We start from the raw sequence: 17,537 nt of genomic DNA, 5'->3' as shown, positions 1-17,537 counted from the left end.
GCGGGGGATCTATCTTCGGGAATATTTAAGTTATTTTTAATATTGATTTATCTTGAAGAAAGGCTGTTAACGTTCGGTTCTTAAATTCTGATGGCAAGCCAGCAAGCTAGATGTGGGGAGTTCCAAGACCTCACGGGGCACCAAGGGGACAAGGGGACATTAAGGCTGTATGACCGAGCGATGGCAGCAACCAGCTGTGGCATCGTCATTAGCGACGCCAGTCTACCAAATAATCCAATTATCTATTGCAATCCCGCCTTTGAAAAAATAACCGGGTATTCGACCGCCGAAGTCTTAGGACGAAACTGCCGATTTTTGCAAGGAAATGATACCGATCCAGCCGCAATTGAGCAAATTCGTCAAGCCTTGCAAACAGGGAAGGAATGCCAGGTGGTTCTCAAAAACTATCGCAAGGATGGAACACCTTTCTGGAATGACCTGAGTATTTCGCCGGTATATGACGAAGAGGGTCGGGTGACGCAATTTATCGGCGTCCAGACGGATATTACCGAGCGTAAAGCCGCCCAAGAGGCGCAGTGCGAGGGGGAAACGCGGCTGCGGCTGGCTCTGGGTGCGGCAAGTATGGGGGTTTGGGACTGGGATCTGGGAACCAATCGGGTGACTTGGTCTGAAGAGGTGGAAGGGATTTTTGGTCTGGCTCCTGGTTCCTTTACTGGCACCTACGAGGCTTATCTCCAATGCATTCATCCTGAAGATTGCTACCGCGTGGGACTTGAGATTGCGAGCATCGTAGAAGTCGGGAAAGACTTAAAGATGGAGTATCGCGTCATTCGTCCTGATGGAATTGGCTGGGTGGCGTCACGGGGTGCCGTTGTGCGCGACAATACGGGGAAGTGCGTGCGGATGATGGGAACGGTGATGGATATTACCGAACGCAAGCAAGCAGAGGAAGCGTCGCGACAGCAATTTTTGAGAGAACGGCTGGTCGGAGCGATCGCTAAGCGCATCCGTCAGTCTCTAGATTTAGAAGAAGTTCTCAATACAACTGTGGCAGAAGTGCGCCATTTTCTCTCTACTGACCGGGTACTCATTTACCGCTTCGATCCAGATCGGAACGGAGTTGTGGTTGTAGAGTCGGTCGGTGAGGATTGGACGCCTATTTTAGGAACCAGCATCCAAGATCCTTGCTTTGGGAAAAGCTACGTCTCGCCATACCAGCAAGGTCGGGTTCGAGCGATTGACAATATCTATACTGCGGGTATCCAACAATGCCATATTGATTTACTTGCCCAGTTTCAGGTGAGAGCTAACTTGGTAGTTCCGATTCTGCAAGGGGAAAATTTATGGGGGTTGCTGATTGCCCATCACTGTCGGGAACCCCGAAAATGGCAAGAATCAGAAGTAGAATTGCTCAAACAGCTGAGCGTGCAGCTAGCGATCGCAATTAAGCAATCCGTTCTCTTCCAACAGCTAAACGCCGAACTGGTCGAACGCAAACAGGCAGAAATCGCTTGGCTGAAATCAGAAGCCCAGCTAAAAGAACAAACAACCCAACTAAAACGAACCTTGGGAGAATTGGGACAAACCCAATCTCAGCTAATTCAGAGCGAAAAGATGTCCAGTTTAGGGCAGTTGGTTGCAGGTGTTGCCCATGAAATTAATAATCCAGTCTCCTTCATCTACGGCAATCTCGACCATGCGAATCAGTATGCTCATGACCTGCTGAACCTGTTAAATCTCTATCAAAAGCACTTTCCCAAACCCCCTACCGAAATTCAAGTTGCAAATCAGGATATCGATTTAGATTTCTTGGTGGAAGATTTTCCCAAACTACTGACTTCCATGAAAATGGGAGCCGACCGCATCCGCGATTTGGTCTTGTCGCTGCGGAATTTCTCCCGCCTGGATGAATCCCAGAAGAAGGCGGTTGATATTCATGAGGGCATAGATAACACGCTGTTGATTTTGCAGCATCGGTTGAAAGAAGACAGCTCCCATCCCAAAATTCAGATTATTAAAGAATACGGCGATTTGCCCAAAGTAGATTGTTACGCTGGGCAACTCAACCAAGTGTTTATGAATCTCCTCAGTAATGCAATTGATGCTTTAGAAGAATACAATGCCCAGCAAGTCTCCGCAGGAGGAGCATCGCTGACGCCGGAGGATCTCAAAGCCAACCCCAGCCAGATTACCATTCGCACCTCTTTGAAGGATGAAGGAATCAGGATAAAGGATGAATTCGATGCCAATCCTCATCCCACCCTTCGAGAAGGGCAAAGCCCTACATCCCTAAGTCCCAATCCTGCCTCTGTTGTCATCAGGATTGCGGATAATGGCCCTGGCATTCCCGAAGCAATTCAGAAACAAATTTTTGACCCCTTCTTTACGACGAAAGCCGTGGGAAAAGGGACTGGCTTGGGCTTGTCCATTAGCTACCAAGTTGTGGTTGAACGTCACGGGGGTCAACTCGAGTGCGTGTCAACACCGGGAAAGGGAACAGAGTTTATTATCGAAATTCCGCTCCAGAAGGTAGAAGCGGAATCTGTTTTAGGGGCGCATTGCCCAATTCCTCTATCTATACAGCCCCATCGGGTGGCTTAACACTCCCTTATGCTTGGCACTCCCTGCTTGCCAAGGTCGGTTTTTTTGCTTTCTCCGGGAAGCTTAGAACCGTTCCATTCTCTTCAAGCAGACCTTCCCCACCCAGGAAGAAAGGGCTGTTGATGAACACATCTTGATGAACACAACACAGGCAAATCAACAATCAATCAGCTTGCGTCTGTGCTAACTTGCTCTTCAGTCGGCAACTCCAGACAGTAGCCCGCACCATAGACGGTCTTAATATAGCGCGGGTGGCGGGGATCGGGTTCTAGCTTCGTTCTCAAGTGCCGAATATGCACCCGAATCGTTTCAATGTCATCGTCGGGATCGTAGCCCCAAACTTCTCGCAGAATTTCACTGGGAGAAACGGTTTGACCATGACGCTGGAGTAAGCAGTGCAGTAATTCAAACTCCAGATGCGTTAACTTCACTGTCTGATTGAACCAAATAGCCTCAAAGCGTTCTGGGACTAAGGTTAAAGAGCCATAGTGCAAGATTTCCGAGTGTTTAGCGGCTTGGGGGATACGGTCTGTTCGTCGCAGCAAGGCTCTGACTCGTGCCAGCATTTCTTCGAGTTCAAACGGCTTGGTCAGGTAATCATCGGCTCCGGCATTAAAGCCTTCTACCTTATCTTGAGTCTGACCCAGTGCTGTCAACATTAACACCGGAATATCGGCAGTGCGTTCATCCCGCCGCAACCGCTGGCAGACGGTGAAACCGTCTACATTGGGCAGCATTAGGTCAAGCATAATCAGGTCTGGTTGCAGTTGCAAAGCCAGTGCCTGACCTTTAATGCCATCTGGTGCTTGGCTGACATCGTATCCAGCCATTTCCAGATTGATGGTAACTAATTCTGCGATCGCAGCGTCGTCGTCGATGACGAGTATCCGGGGCATCACTACTAAATTATTGCTACAGTATTTTAAAGTTTCTATAAGAACCTTTATCGGAATCCAAAGATTCCTGTACAGATTATACGCAAGGATTCTAAATTCTTTCTAAAGAAAACCTTGGATTATCAAGAGAGTTGGCGATCGCACAAACATGCAGAGCATTCTATCTGCCCCACCAGAAAGGATCGTGACTGGGTGAAATGTGCTCGTTTAGCTTTGAGCGCTAATCCAATCTCCCAGTGCCTTGCCCATCTTTTTCAGCTGAAGGGGGCGCTTGTAACTGAAATTAGAAAGTTGGGCTGCGGGCTTGATAATACCCCGATTTTTCTCACCGTCACACCAGTACGAGTTTGGAGCAGATTGTGGCGTATCAATGAGGGTAAAGTGCAACAAGCCAATCAATCCAGCGTTTTGCAGTTCTAAGGAGCGCTGTTGTAATTCCTGGTAAACTTTCGCGCCTCCCTCGTCCCAATCGGTGCCAGCATCAGCCATCAGGAAAAAGTAATCGATCAGAGACGGCTTTTGCAGTTGGGTTTGGATGAATTGGGCGATCGCAATTACTCGGTCGGGCATATCATAAAGCTTCGCTTGATCGGGGGTTAAGCGTTGGCATCCGTTTCCGTCATTCCGCCAGGGGCCTTGGGTTACTTGAAACCCAAAGAAATCGACTCCCGGTGCAGCCGCCTTCAAATCAGGTAAATAGTTTTGCAGACCCGTGGGGGAGGCATTGAAGTCACCGAAAGCCAAACCCACTTTCAAATTCAGTCCCGGAACCGAACTCGCTGAGGTACGTAATCTTTGGGCCGCTTCAGCCATTAACAGCCCGAACTTCTGCGGAATACTGGCATCCCACCCATAATTCGCATTGACGGGATCGCGGAGCGTTCCTACCAGATTATGCTCCGGTTCCAGCGATACATATACCGTCCCTTGGGTCTTAGAGAGTACATCTTTCGCGAGGCGATCTAACTCCGAGAAGTACCAACTCTTTCTGGCTTCAATTTCAGCCCAAGTTTTTTTACTTTGGACATCGTGGGTAATCAAGTTAACGATAAAGACGGGGACAACCCCTTCTTTAAACATCCGGTCTGTCGTGGCGCAAGTTTTCTGACCGGCGACACAACCAAACCAGATGGGTTGCCATCCCACCTCCACCCCAAGCGATGCAGCTTTCGGTTTGGGTAAACCGACTTCTTTGGCAACGTCAAGGCTGTGCATCCAAGTTCCTTCTACGTTGCTAGTGTCGCCACCAAAACCAATTAGCAATGGATTACTGGTTTGGGGAGTGTTGGGTACGGGTTGAGGAGTTGCGGGGGTTAGGGGAGGAGTTGCGGGTGTCTGAGCAGTTGTCGGAGGAGTATAGATGGTCTGACCTTGACCCATCAGCTTTTTCTGATTCAAAACCATCCGGAACCAGTTTTGAAAAATCACTTGGGTTCCGTTTCGCTGCCTCGTGGTTCTCCGGAGTTGAGAGTTTGCATTCCCATTCCAAACGATCAGCTGCCGTTTGCGGGTTTCCACATAACGGATTGAAGAAACGCGATTTTTTTGCCCATCCACCAAATAAGCAAATACAAGACCGTAGTTAGGATTACTGCGTTCAACTGGAATCCAATACTCCCGACCGCAGGCGGCAGGATTCACTTTCTCTGGAACTCGATTGAAGTGATGGAAAACATAGTAAAGGCGACCATCCCGATCAACTCCTTTACCGGGTTGAGTTAGCATCCCAGAGCCACAATAGTTTTGAGCTGCTGTTTTGCTGGTTTGAGGGTTTGGGGAAGCAGAAGTAGAGGCGGTTTGGGCTGCTGTAGAAGCTTGGTTCTGGTTATTTATAAGGGTTTGGGGGATAGAGGCAGTCTGAATGCGCCTTAGCTGCCTCCAATTCAGAATCCGCGCGATCGCATGAGAAAGGGCTTGGTTTCCATCTTGCCGCGTCAGGATTCTTCTCAGTAGAGGATTGACTGGATTACCATCCCAAACAATGAGTTTCCCGTTGTTCGTTTCCACATAACGAGTAGAAGAAACGCGATTTTTGTATCCATCCACCCAATAAACAAATACAAGTCCGTAGTAAGGATTGCTTTGCTCGACTGGAATCCAATACTCCCGACCACAAGCGGCAGAATTCACTGACTCTTGACCTCGGCTGAAGTCATAGAAAACAGAATAAACTCTCGTGTCTGTATCGATTCCGCTAGTGGGTTTAGTGATGGTGCCAGAACCACAGTAATTTGTCAGAGCAACCTTCTCAATGCTGGGTTGGCTTGCGAGGGTTTGCTGTGGTTGAGACTCAGAAGCAAATTGATTCAGCGTATCCTTAAATACAGCAGTTTGAATGGCAGGTGGGTGAGCAGCAACGGCAACAGAGGCAGAATCGGCATTGGGACTGCTGATACCCAAATTGAGGGTAAAAACGGTGCTTAGCGCTATTGAGAGAAGGCGGTGCAGCAATGTTACCGGGTCAAAGAAGGAGCCTACTAGAGTCGCAACAAAGCTGATGGTAGCTAAAGCAAGCAGCCGAATTCTACGCATTATGCAGCCGGAAATCTAAATAGATTATTGGCTGCTTCCTTTCCCTACTTCATCGGGAAATTTGCTGGATATCTCATTAACTGGCATTTGGCTCTCAGTGCGATCGCGGAGTTCCCACCTTCTCAAACACCGTTACTGTCCGTTAATCAACCTAAAATGAGGCTGCATATCAGAAACCCGGTTTCTTAAGAAACCGGGTTTTCAAGCACTTCCATCACTTCTGCGTCACCATACTTCACCTAATCGTTTCAACAAGTGAAGGTTGTCGCTCGCTCAATACCGTATCTGAAGCACCATAAAGTTCCTAATAGTGCTGAGCTTTTGGCAACAAGGGCAGCAGCCAATCAAGATGGCTGAATTAATTTCCCCTTATCAACCAAAAGCGATTAATTTAGCCATTCTTTTTGTCTGAGTTGCCGGTTTTAGTAACGAATTCGAGGGTCGATGTAAGCATTGATAATATCAATCAAAATGCTAGCAACTACGACAATCGACGCAAAAAATACCATGATTCCCTGCACAGTAGGGTAATCTCGTAAAGAAATTGCTTCATAAAGCCGATTTCCTAAACCAGGCCAAGAGAAGGTAACTTCTGTTAAAACTGCGCCGCCAAGCAATGCGGCTAAAGTCAGCCCCAGGACGGTAATGACTGGAATCATGGCATTTTTCAGGGCATGGGCAAAGAGAATCCGCGATTCTGGAATGCCTCTGGCTCTAGCTGCTTCTACATAATCCGCCTTAAGGGTTTGCTTCAAGTTCACCCGTACAATCCGCTCGAAAATCCCGCTGAGGAGGATTCCAAGGGTCAAGCTGGGGAGGGCGAGATAATGCAATGCGGTGAAAAAATGCTCAAAGTTACCGCTGAGGAGACTATCAATCGTATAAAGACCCGTGATGAGTGGCGGGGGTGCTGTAGTTAGGGGAAAGCGCGATCCTAAGGGAAACCAGCCTAGCTGAACCGAGAAAATCAACTGTAGAATCATCCCTACCCAGAATATCGGGAGCGAGTAGGTGATGATGCCAAACAAACGACCGCTAGCGTCTATAGCCGTGCCGGGACGGGTGGCGGAAAGGATGCCAACGCCGACGCCGACCAGGAAAGCGATCGCCATACTAAATACTGCTAATTCTACTGTCGCGGGAAAGTATTTCTGAATCTCACCCCAAACATCTTGACCCTGACTGGTCAGCGAAGTCCCCAAGTTCAAGCTAAGTAGGGAACCCAAATAGCGAATATATTGCAACGGTAAGGGATCTGATAGCCCCAACTGTTGACGATATTGCTCTTTGACGCTTTCTGGGGCGCGACCGCCTAAAACTGCATCCACCGGGTCGCCTGGGGTGGCACGGAGGAGCAAAAACACTAGGGTGATGATGATCCATAGCATCAAGGGTGCTAGGAGAAGGCGGACGAAGATGTAAGACTGTAGGGCTTTGGAGCGTGACATAAAAGAGTTTTGAGTTTTGAGTTTTGAGTTTTGAATTAAAGTTCAAGGTTTTGAGTTTTTTTGAGGAATCGTCGTTTGATTTTCGATTTCTAAAATGTTTTAGCTCAAAACTCGACACCGGAAACTCAAAAGTATTCTTGACTTTTAATTCAAAACTCAAGACTATTTGCTAATTGTCCAGAAGGCGAAATCCTGGGTGGGGTTGATGCGGAGACCGCTGACACCTTTTTGGGTAAAGGCGAAGTCTTTACTTTGCCAGAGTGGAACGTAAGGTACGTCTTTCGCCAGTAGGTCTTGAATATCCGCAAAAATCTTCTTGCGGGCTTCGGGGTTTTGCTCTTTTCGTTCTTGGGCAATCAGCTGGTTCATGCGATCGCTGTAATAAAAGGAACCCTGATTCTGGCTTGCGCCGTCTTCACAGCCGTTTGCCGCCGATCCTTTCGGACACTCCAGAAATGGCTGAACATAGTTGTCAGGGTCGAGAAAGTCTGGATACCAATCCAGTAAGACGGTCTGATAAAGACCTTGGGAGACGCTTTTAAAGAAGGTAGCAGAGTCTACGGTGTTGACTTCAAATTGCAGCATTCCTCCTAGCTGTTGATCTGCCACTGCTTTGAGGGTACTGGCAGCGAGTCGGCGAGTCGGTGAAGTCGAGGGATACCAAATTTGCAGCTTCAAGGGATTGGTAGGAGAGTATCCCGCTTGCTGCAACAGTTGTTTTGCTTTTTCGGTATTGCCGTCCCCGTATTGGTCTTTAAATACTGGCTTGTAGACATCAAAGGTAGTGGGCACCATGCTGTAGAGAGGTTCGGCTTGATTTTTGAGCGATCGCTCATTCACCAAACGTCGGTTGACGATGGATGCGATCGCACCGCGCACGACTGGGTTATCTAGCGGCTTACTCTTGGTGTTCAGCACCAGAAAGCTAGCAGCACTCCCCTGAGACTCGATCGCTTGCCAGCTCCCTTTGGTCGCCCCATCTTTCAAGCTGGCAATCTGGTCGGGATCGAGGGATAGGTAAGCGACATCCACGCCTCCCGTGCGAAATGCGTTAAACAAGTTGGCTGAATTGCTCAGCACTTGCACGTCAATTCCTTTATTTACTGGTTTCTCGCCCCAATATTGGTCAAAAACATCCAATCGCTGCGACTCACTGCTAAACTGAGTCAACTTGTAAGGGCCAGTGCCCACAAATGTGTTTGGCTTGAATTTTCCAGTACCAATTTCATAAGCTTTCGGTGAAACCGCAGCGGCACCGGAAAAGGCTAGCAAGGCGGGAAAAGCAGCAAACGGCTTTTTCAGCTTAATCGTTAACTCATAGTCGCCAGTTGCCTTCACTGAGTCCACCGCATCGCCTAGAAGAAATGACGGCTTTCCTTTATTTTCGATAAAGCGTTGCAGGGAAAATTCCATCGCTTTGGCGTTAAAAGGAGTGCCATCGTGGAAGACGACGCCCTGACGCACAGGAATCGTGTAAGTTAACCCGTCTGGACTCACTTTCGGCATTGCCGTCGCCAGTTGCGGCTTGAGTTGGGTGCTTCCCAATTCGTAGGTATACAGGCGATCGCTCAGGTTATAGAGCAAGTAGACGGCTGCTAGCTCGTAATTATCTGCCGGGTCCATCGTCCGTGGCTTCTGGGTGGTACCGATGGTAATCCGACCCGAATTGGCACCACCAGGACTGGGAGAAGTCGCTGAATCAGACGCCGGTCGCTTCCCACAGCTGATCGCGAGAAAACAACAAAGACAAAACAGACAAAAGAATTGTCCGATGAACCGCCACCGATGAATAGACAGGCGTCCCCACTTCATAACTTAACTATGCGCTCTTTCAAATCGACTTAGATATCTAATTAAAGCCGATTCAGCTGAAAGCTGAGTGTTGACGCCTGAAGTGCTAGATCGAAAAATACAGCGGGAAAGATTTCGCATCCTTTGGTTTGACGAATACTCGCTGTTGCGGCTCCAAATCTAACTGGTCGAACCGCTCTCGCGTGATATGAGCCGTGACGACCTGACCATCGTCTAGGATTAATTCTGCCTGAATTTCCCAGCCGAGATGAATCAAGCGGTTCACTCTTGCCGGTACGGAGCTGCCGTTGGGGTTCGTGTCTACGACGACATCATGGGGACGCAGGAAAATCTCTGCTTGGGTCGAATCAAACCCGTTTGCCTCGAAAATGCGGGAAGTGCTGGGCAACACATTCACCGGGCCGATGAAACTCATGACAAACGGCGTCGTTGGGTGATCGTAAATCTGAGCGGGTGTGCCGATTTGTTCGACTCTGCCTTTGTTCATCACCACAATTTCATCGGAAACTTCCATCGCTTCTTCTTGGTCGTGGGTGACGAACACGGTGGTGACGTGGACTTCATCGTGCAGGCGTCGCAACCAAGCCCGCAAATCCTTACGCACTTTGGCGTCTAAGGCTCCAAAGGGTTCATCTAGCAGCAATACTTGGGGTTGAACTGCTAGCGCTCTGGCTAAGGCAACTCGTTGTCGCTGACCGCCGGAGAGTTGGGAAGGGTAGCGATCGCCTAGTCCGCTTAGTTGCACTAACTCCAGCAATTCTTCTACCCGCGCCTTTACTTTGCCTTTGGGAGTTTTTTGAATCTCTAAGCCAAAGGCAATATTTTTGCGGACGGTGAGGTGTTTAAATAGAGCATAGTGTTGGAATACAAACCCGATGTTGCGGTCTTGAACGCTCTGATGAGTAGCATCTTGACCAGTCAACCAGATTTTCCCTCTATCTGGCATTTCCAGACCGGCGATCAGTCGCAGCAGTGTAGATTTACCAGAACCCGAAGGTCCTAAAAGCGCGACCAAGGAGCCTGATTGAATTTCTAAGTTGACTTCGTCAACGGCTTTAAAACTGCCGAACTCTTTAGAGACGTTTTCAACAACAATGCCCACTACTTTCGACCCCTAGACAAGAATATTTTTTTAGCTATCCTAATCTGGGTTTTCATTGACCCATCAAAGTTCAGGATAGACAAATCTCCGGTTTATCGATGAGATTAACGTACATATATACCATACCTAAAATCTATTTGCATTAATTGACATTTGCTAGAAACCTGGGGGTCAACAAAACTCGCAGGCAAAATGAGAACAGTTAGATTTTGCCTGCTCTCCCCCACAGCATTCTTAAATTAAGTTGAAGTCGGGGGGTAACAAAAAGAAGGATGAATGTTTTATCCTCCGCAACTCCCGCAATCTGCGACTCCACAATCTATCCCAGAGCCACAATCTGCGACTCCACAATCTAAGGAAGCAAAATCCATTTCAGAGAAACAATCTAGCGCTTCACAGCTCAGCTCTGAGACACCTGAGACACAATCTACAGCACCATAATCATCACAGTTGCAGCCCCAGTTTCTATTTCTGCGTTCGCGCTTGGAGCGATCGCTATCAGCTTGACTGCTATACCTGGCTTGCAAAATTTGGTTTGCGATTTTACAAGCTCGGAATCGTTGGCGCACCGTGGCGATCGCCCCCACCAAACCCTGTTGTGCAATCATGCGCTTGGCGTACTGAGAGCAAGATTCCCCCTTGTAAAGCAATCGATGAGCGCAAGAAAACCCTTTGCGGGGTGAAATGTGCCTCTGATAGCCGCCGATAGAAGCGATCGCGATTTGCCGAATTGCAGAATCGAGGGAAGGAGCATTCATAGAGTTGGAGCAAAAATCTCTGGAGTGATTGGGAGTAGCTACAACCCCAGGAACCGCGATTTAGTTTTCAATGTGTTAAGCTCTGTTGCAATTCAGTCACAACCTGCACGATCCTGCTGGGACAACCGAAAAGTCCGTGATACCATCTCACCTTGTAGCCGTAAGAGAATCGGGAGAATAGCTTTGGTACTACGGGTTGCTGTTGTGGGATCGGGTCCGGCGGGTTCCTCTGCTGCCGAAACGCTAGCAAAAGCTGGAATTGAGACTTACCTGTTTGAGCGCAAGCTAGACAACGCAAAGCCTTGTGGCGGGGCAATTCCGCTATGCATGGTGAGCGAGTTTGACCTACCGCCTGAGATTATTGATCGGCGGGTCAGAAAAATGAAGATGATCTCACCTTCCAACATTGAGGTAGATATCAACATTGAAAAAGAACATGAATATATCGGTATGTGTCGCCGCGAGGTATTGGATGGATACCTACGCGATCGCGCAGCTAAATTGGGTGCAAATTTAATTAACGGCACTGTTTATAAACTCGATATTCCCACGGGCAATACTGACCCTTACACCTTGCACTACGCCGATCACTCGAACGGTAGCGCTGAAGGGGAGATGAAAACCCTGAAAGTCGATCTGGTGATTGGGGCAGATGGGGCGAATTCCCGCGTTGCGAAGGCAATTGACGCCGGGGATTACAATTATGCGATCGCCTTCCAAGAGCGCATTCGCCTGCCAGAAGACAAAATGGCTTATTACAACGACCTGGCAGAAATGTACGTCGGGAACGATGTTTCCACCGATTTCTACGCCTGGGTATTCCCCAAATACGACCACGTCGCCGTCGGCACCGGCACCATGAAGGTGAACAAAGCCGACATCAAAAATCTGCAAGCAGGCATCCGCAAGCGTGCCGCTAGAAAACTTGCAGGCGGCGAAATCATCAAAGTAGAAGCTCACCCAATTCCAGAGCATCCCAGACCCCGCCGCGTTGTCGGTCGCGTTGCTCTAGTGGGAGACGCCGCCGGAACGGTTACGAAGTCTTCTGGAGAGGGAATTTACTTTGCCGCTAAGTCGGCGCGGATGTGTGCAGAAACCATTGTTGAAACTTCCAACGGTGGTACCCGCATCCCCACAGAAGCCGACCTGAAGCTGTACCTGAAGCGTTGGGATAAGAAATACGGCATCACCTACAAGGTGCTGGACATTCTGCAAACCGTCTTCTATCGCTCTGATGCCACTCGCGAAGCGTTTGTGGAAATGTGCGCCGACAAAGACGTGCAGAAGCTTACCTTCGATAGCTACCTGTACAAAACAGTCGTTCCGGCAAATCCCTTGATTCAGATGAAAATTACTGCCAAAACGATTGGTAGCTTGTTACGGGGTAACGCGCTAGCTCCTTAGTGGTTTCTATCGGTAAGCAGAATTTGAAAAGCAAAAAAACCTAGAACATTAACAAATGGTTTTTCACCCAGCGTTGGAGCTTAAGAATCCAACGCTGGTTTTTTTATCCTCGTAATATTCAGATAGCGCTCCTCTGAGAGTTTTGATTGACGACAGAAGAAGACCGACCGCTACTTGAACTTAGAACAGTCACAACTAAACTTAGTAAGCGACTTAGTAAGCAAACGATTGATAAACCTCAACCTCGGATTTATCGTCTACGGATTCCACAATCGGATTAAAACGCAACAAGTGACGGGCGCGTTCGGAGAGTGTATCTAGAGTTGCACGCGGAATATTAATCGACACCTCAGGACGAAACATCCAGCGGCGACTATAGCCAATTACAACCATCGGACGCGGTATTTCCGTGTAGTTAGGAGTACCCCGGTGCAGACCCCGAACATCCCGGATCATCACATCACCCAGTTGCATTGTGACAGGTTCTAACTTGGCTTCTCCAGACTCCATGCGGCGCAGTCCTTCCTCTTTAGAAATCATGTGCGTACTGCGCGTAATCTCCATTGGCCCGTTTTCCAGAGTGATATCTACGAGTGGAAAGTTGACAGCTAACTGGAATGGCGGCGTTTCTGTACCCATTTCGGGGAAAAGTGGCGGCGCATCTCGATGCACGTCTTGATATTCAGACCCCAGCAAAGGTGTGTCAGTTGCTAGTTGGCACATCACTGCATCTTTGCCTACTAACAACTCTACAAGTGCCAGAATATCGTCATCTTCGTAAATACTAGGATCGGCAAAAGGAGCAGTGAAAGGAAGGGTTACATAATAGCGGGCTGAACCGCGATTGCGAAGCTTGCCTTCGCGGACAATGTGATCTTCTAGCAAAGGCGTGAAAGCTTCACGCCAAGAATTAAGTGTTACCGGGGAAAAGTGATTGGGCAACACACAATAGCCATCGTTCAGAACCGCTTGGGCGAACGATTCGATTTGTTGGTGGTTATAGCGCTTTGTCATCATCTTTTGATTTTAGCGATTGAGTATAGCGAATGGCTGTAGTTTAAAGTTTTATTTATGATAATTAATAATCCAAGAATTAGGCGTTTTAAAGCCCTCACCTCTAAAAAAAGAGCGTTTTCTTGTAAATTTTAATACTTAATAAATAAACCTATAAAAAGAGTTTAGATAAAACTATTCATCCAATAGTTGCTTAAATAACTCTTCTCCTCGAATTGCGCTAAAAGCCTCGTCATTTTTAGCGATTTCTTTATACCTAGGCTCAATATCAATTGCCCATTGTAGGTTTCCGACTGCTAGATTAAGGCGGTATTGCATTGCATAGCAGCGAGCATTGTTATATCGAGCTTCCGAAAAGTTTGGTTCAATCTTAACCGCTAAGTTGTAAGATTGATTTGCCTCTAAATATCGACCTTCAGAGAAGCAAGAATTACCTAAAATCAAGTAATCATTGGCGTTTAAATCAAGATTTTGATTGACAGATTCTGTTTCTGTCACTCTTTGCTCAGACACTGCATCGTTTGTTTGAGCTATAGGCTCCGATAGGGTATCGGAAACCAGTTCATGCTTTTGATAAGAATGCTCAAATTTAGAGCTTTCAATTTCTCTATCTATAACGATCGGAATTTTAACAGCTTGTGCATAACTGAATTTTGCAATTTCTTGTTGTACACTTTGTTTCTGTTCTTTTAGGTCTTCTAATATAATCTGAGCTTGAGATAAAGTTGTATTTAATTGGCTTAAAGTATCCGTTTCAAAAAGATTAGCTTCTTGCGGTAAAGCAGATTGTTTTAATTTTAAGTTAGCTTTGACTGTCTCTTCTATTTGTCTAGTAAGTTGTTCTTGTAGGTGCGCGAGTTCCTTTTGAGCATCTGAAATTATTTGATTCGTCATACTGCGACGAAGCAGAACGGCACTAACAGCGATCGCAATCGGAAACAGCGTCAGAACAAGTACCAAAGTATTAAGCAGCGTGGTGATGCGGCTAAAGGCGCTGTCAACTTCAGCTTGGACGCGATCGCGTATTTCTTTCTCTTGCCGCAGTCGTTCTAGTTCCTCTCGTTCTTGATTTGACAGGGTTGGAGATGAATTAGGCTGGGGTTGGGCAGTGGTAGCAACGGCAGATACTAGCAGGGAAGAAAGCGCCAGTGCAGGAAGCGCAAGCTTTGCGATCGCAACCAGATTGGGAATTTTCATTTTTCATCCTGTTAGCTTTCAGTCTTAGTATTCCCAATCCGTGCCAAAACTATCAGCCGATGTGCATTTAATTTGCAGATTAGTCGCAGAGGATTGGAAATGGGGAATGGGTAAAGACTTTTTGAGTTATAACCCTTGGCTTCGCTCAATGCCAGGGGTTTGAATTTTGAATTAAAGAATGCTCTTCTCACTCAAAACTCAGACGCGATTTATCGCGTCTCTAAAACTCAAAACGCTAATTTCCCCTTCCCAGTCCCAACCCATCGGCACATCTGAAATGTAAAGGTAGGGCGATCGCTTTTAAACCACCTGATAAATAAAGCTGAGTGTTGCCCAGCTTCTCACATCTAGAGCGTAGGAGTCAGAAGAGACAGCAATCGTTTCGGTAGGGACTGAAGCGATCGCTTCGGTTTCCCCTTCATGCCGCTTCCCTAACGTACTCGCCTGATGCAAGTCTTGCAGCACCGCCTGCGCCACATTCAGCGGCTTAAACAACTCGCCCACTCCCTCTCCCTTCAACCCGCGAATTGATGCTACAGCCGCCATCGTCTGGGTAAAGGGTGCCGAGGAGCAAATTAGAAGAGTTTCTTCTAACCCACTAGGACCGCGAATCGTCAATTCAAAAGAGCCAGCAGGTTGTGGCACGATCAGGGTAGCACCCGCCTCCACAACCAGCTCTTTGACCGTTGGTTTCGCATCCGGACTGTCCCCGATTTGGGGAAATTGCAACGGATAGAGAGCAACACCAGCACCGCCGCTATCAACGCCGATAAGCATCAAATAGATCGGGTGATCGCTATAATTTTGGACTCGGTACTGGATGCGGCTACCGATGGGGATGGTGGGGATGCCTCCCTCAGAAGTAATTTTTGAGTCGTCAAGACGCGATGACTCGCTTCTAGAATTAGAATCCACAATGGCGTCCCCTGTCATCCGCAGCGTTTCTCGTTTTAGCAGCACCTTTTGATTGGGATAAATCATCTCCAACGTTGCTCCCACTCCCAAGCGGGAAGACCCTTCATTGACCGTCAGACGCAATAATTTCGCTGTCAGCAACGTTTTCAGTTTGGGCACTAACCGATTCACAGCCGCCTTCACCGCCTCACCCGATTCCCCAACGGTATTGGGAATCAAATCCCGACCGAGAGAAAATAACCCATATCCCCCCTGATAATCGGGTGTCTGCGCCTTGCCAAACAAATAATCGGCGGGTTGCTCTCCTGCCGTTACCACGGATGATACAGAGCGAACGCTGGCAAAAGCACTGGTGGCATCCACCCGTTCAATTCGCTCCAGTCCGGCGTCTAAGGCAATCGTCAAGCCTATATTTTTGGGCAACACCCGGACGGATTCGTGAACCAGTTGCCCCACTTGGAGGCTAGAGAGGCTAGAAGTGTCTGTGCTGCCGATAACTCGCGCCTTGGCGGTGAGACCCTCTTTGGAACGAATGTGTAGTTGCAGTTGAGTTGGAACTGAGGAAACTTCACCTGCCGCGTTGCTGTCTGGAGTCTGAACCTCCGAGAGGGGTAGGGAAGCACTCAGCTGAGAATTCACTCCGTAGTATTCCAAAACGGGTGCAGGTAATCCTGCTAGCCACAGATGTACCGTTTTACCGCCCTCTTCCACCGCTGTAACGACGCCATCCGCGCCAATGCTAATTTCCGGCTGATAGGGTAACAAGGAAGGCTGGTTACTTCTTTGACCGCTTAACTGGGGCTGTTGCTCTTTCCCCACCAGCTGCTCAACGACCCCAGCCGCTCGACTGAAACTGACTTGAACCGTAGTGGGAGGAGTCGCCTGCCAGAGATGTTGCGTCAGGGCATAGGTGAACAATCCAGCGCTGAAACCGCCCCAAGGAGCCTCTGCCGCCAGTTGACTGGGACCAGCCGCTGCCAGCACGATTCCAGGCATCTGACCGGGCTTATACTGCTTGTTGAGCTGTTCCCGCGAAGATTTGAGACGCAGCAGGAGTTGTTCCTGAAAAGCGAGTTCCTCGTCACTCGCTTGCTCTGCTAGCGGTTGTCGGGCAGAACGAATCCGCAAGTTGCCGTGGAGGAGAGTATCGGCGTCAGTGTAACTGGTATCCAGTACCGTTGTGACTTGGTCTGTGGGAAGCGATCGCAACAGCAACAGCAGAGTCTCTTCCAACAAATCATTCGCCGGTGCCCCTTTCGTCAGCAGCACCCCATCTACTGGCACCAAACTATTTTGAGTGTTGAAGACTGTAGGCGTTAGCTGTGCAGTCGCAACCCTTTCCCCGTCCCCAAGGGTAGACTCAGGACTGAGTGAAGATTTATCGGCACCCAAAGTCCTCAGTCCATTCTCCTCAGCCCCGATTCTGACGCGGCTACCGCAGCCGCTGAAGTGGAACAAGACAACATCTCCCGCCGCCGCCTGCTCTGTGAGATGCTCCAGAAAAGCAGTTTCAATATTCTGCCGCGTTGCTTGGCTATCTGTCAGCGTCAGAATATCGCTAGGGTGAAAACCAAAGCGATGAATCAAAAGTTCCCGTTGCAGTTCTACATCTGTGACACAACCTTGGAGAGACGGAAGCGATCGCGTCTCTGTCCCACGCGGATACTGATTAATTCCTACCAGTAGCGCTAACTTCCGCCCACTCGGTTGTGCCAGCGCCTGATAATAGCGATCTAGCAGAGGCACCGCAAAGCTTTGATCTCCCAGTAGAGATAGGGCCGTTTCGCTTACGCCCAGCGCCGCTAGCGCCAACCCCGCCCGTTGCAGAAAACTTCGCCGATTCAATCCCATATCAGCCATTAGCCATTAGCCAGTACTCGATCAGCCTATCAGGGGC

Annotated in this window: 11 protein-coding genes; 2 read left to right on the top strand and 9 right to left on the bottom strand. The window is 48.5% G+C overall.

Going from position 1 to position 17,537, the window contains the following annotated elements; translation table 11 throughout:
• The first annotated feature begins 90 nt into the window (after nucleotides 1-90).
• Nucleotides 91-2,562, top strand: a complete 2,472-nt coding sequence (locus NDI34_RS10155; RefSeq protein ID WP_348232594.1) for a PAS domain-containing protein — start codon at nucleotides 91-93, stop codon at nucleotides 2,560-2,562.
• Between the two features lie 167 nt (nucleotides 2,563-2,729).
• Here NDI34_RS10155 and NDI34_RS10150 read toward each other — a convergent pair whose 3' ends face one another.
• The 6 genes from NDI34_RS10150 to yidD form a co-directional block, all read right to left on the bottom strand.
• Entirely contained in the window at nucleotides 2,730-3,458 is a 729-nt protein-coding gene (locus tag NDI34_RS10150) for a response regulator transcription factor (RefSeq protein ID WP_190411733.1), read from the bottom strand.
• Nucleotides 3,459-3,665: 207 nt separating this feature from the next.
• Nucleotides 3,666-5,990: a hypothetical protein gene (locus NDI34_RS10145; RefSeq protein ID WP_348232593.1), complete on the bottom strand. Its 2,325-nt coding sequence runs from the start codon at nucleotides 5,988-5,990 to the stop codon at nucleotides 3,666-3,668.
• A gap of 422 nt (nucleotides 5,991-6,412) precedes the next feature.
• Nucleotides 6,413-7,438 carry an ABC transporter permease gene (locus NDI34_RS10140; RefSeq protein ID WP_348232592.1) on the bottom strand — a complete coding sequence of 342 codons (1,026 nt, stop codon included), beginning with the start codon at nucleotides 7,436-7,438 and terminating at the stop codon, nucleotides 6,413-6,415.
• A 162-nt stretch (nucleotides 7,439-7,600) separates the two neighbouring features.
• The gene (locus NDI34_RS10135; RefSeq protein WP_348232591.1) at nucleotides 7,601-9,250 is read right to left on the bottom strand and encodes an ABC transporter substrate-binding protein; all 1,650 of its coding nucleotides are present in this window, start codon (nucleotides 9,248-9,250) and stop codon (nucleotides 7,601-7,603) included.
• An 85-nt stretch (nucleotides 9,251-9,335) separates the two neighbouring features.
• Entirely contained in the window at nucleotides 9,336-10,352 is a 1,017-nt protein-coding gene (locus NDI34_RS10130) for a TOBE-like domain-containing protein (protein ID WP_348232590.1), read from the bottom strand.
• Nucleotides 10,353-10,633: 281 nt separating this feature from the next.
• Nucleotides 10,634-11,110: a membrane protein insertion efficiency factor YidD gene (gene yidD, locus NDI34_RS10125; protein ID WP_348232589.1), complete on the bottom strand. Its 477-nt coding sequence runs from the start codon at nucleotides 11,108-11,110 to the stop codon at nucleotides 10,634-10,636.
• Between the two features lie 183 nt (nucleotides 11,111-11,293).
• Here yidD and chlP point away from each other — a divergent pair, with 183 nt between their 5' ends.
• Nucleotides 11,294-12,514 carry a geranylgeranyl reductase gene (chlP, locus tag NDI34_RS10120; RefSeq protein ID WP_190412958.1) on the top strand — a complete coding sequence of 407 codons (1,221 nt, stop codon included), beginning with the start codon at nucleotides 11,294-11,296 and terminating at the stop codon, nucleotides 12,512-12,514.
• A 213-nt stretch (nucleotides 12,515-12,727) separates the two neighbouring features.
• Here the strand turns inward: chlP and NDI34_RS10115 are convergent, their stop codons facing one another.
• From NDI34_RS10115 to NDI34_RS10105, 3 genes are all read right to left on the bottom strand, one after another.
• Nucleotides 12,728-13,531 carry a phytanoyl-CoA dioxygenase family protein gene (locus tag NDI34_RS10115; protein ID WP_348232588.1) on the bottom strand — a complete coding sequence of 268 codons (804 nt, stop codon included), beginning with the start codon at nucleotides 13,529-13,531 and terminating at the stop codon, nucleotides 12,728-12,730.
• A gap of 171 nt (nucleotides 13,532-13,702) precedes the next feature.
• Nucleotides 13,703-14,725, bottom strand: a complete 1,023-nt coding sequence (locus tag NDI34_RS10110) for a hypothetical protein (RefSeq protein ID WP_348232587.1) — start codon at nucleotides 14,723-14,725, stop codon at nucleotides 13,703-13,705.
• 300 nt (nucleotides 14,726-15,025) lie between these two features.
• The gene (locus NDI34_RS10105) at nucleotides 15,026-17,491 is read right to left on the bottom strand and encodes a caspase family protein (protein ID WP_348232605.1); all 2,466 of its coding nucleotides are present in this window, start codon (nucleotides 17,489-17,491) and stop codon (nucleotides 15,026-15,028) included.
• Nucleotides 17,492-17,537: the final 46 nt, after the last annotated feature.

It is taken from the genome of Trichocoleus sp. DQ-U1, from assembly GCF_039961925.1.
Taxonomy (GTDB): domain Bacteria; phylum Cyanobacteriota; class Cyanobacteriia; order Cyanobacteriales; family FACHB-T130; genus FACHB-T130.
The sequence above is the reverse complement of the archived record's forward strand: the minus strand, read 5'-3'. Positions and strand labels throughout refer to the sequence as shown.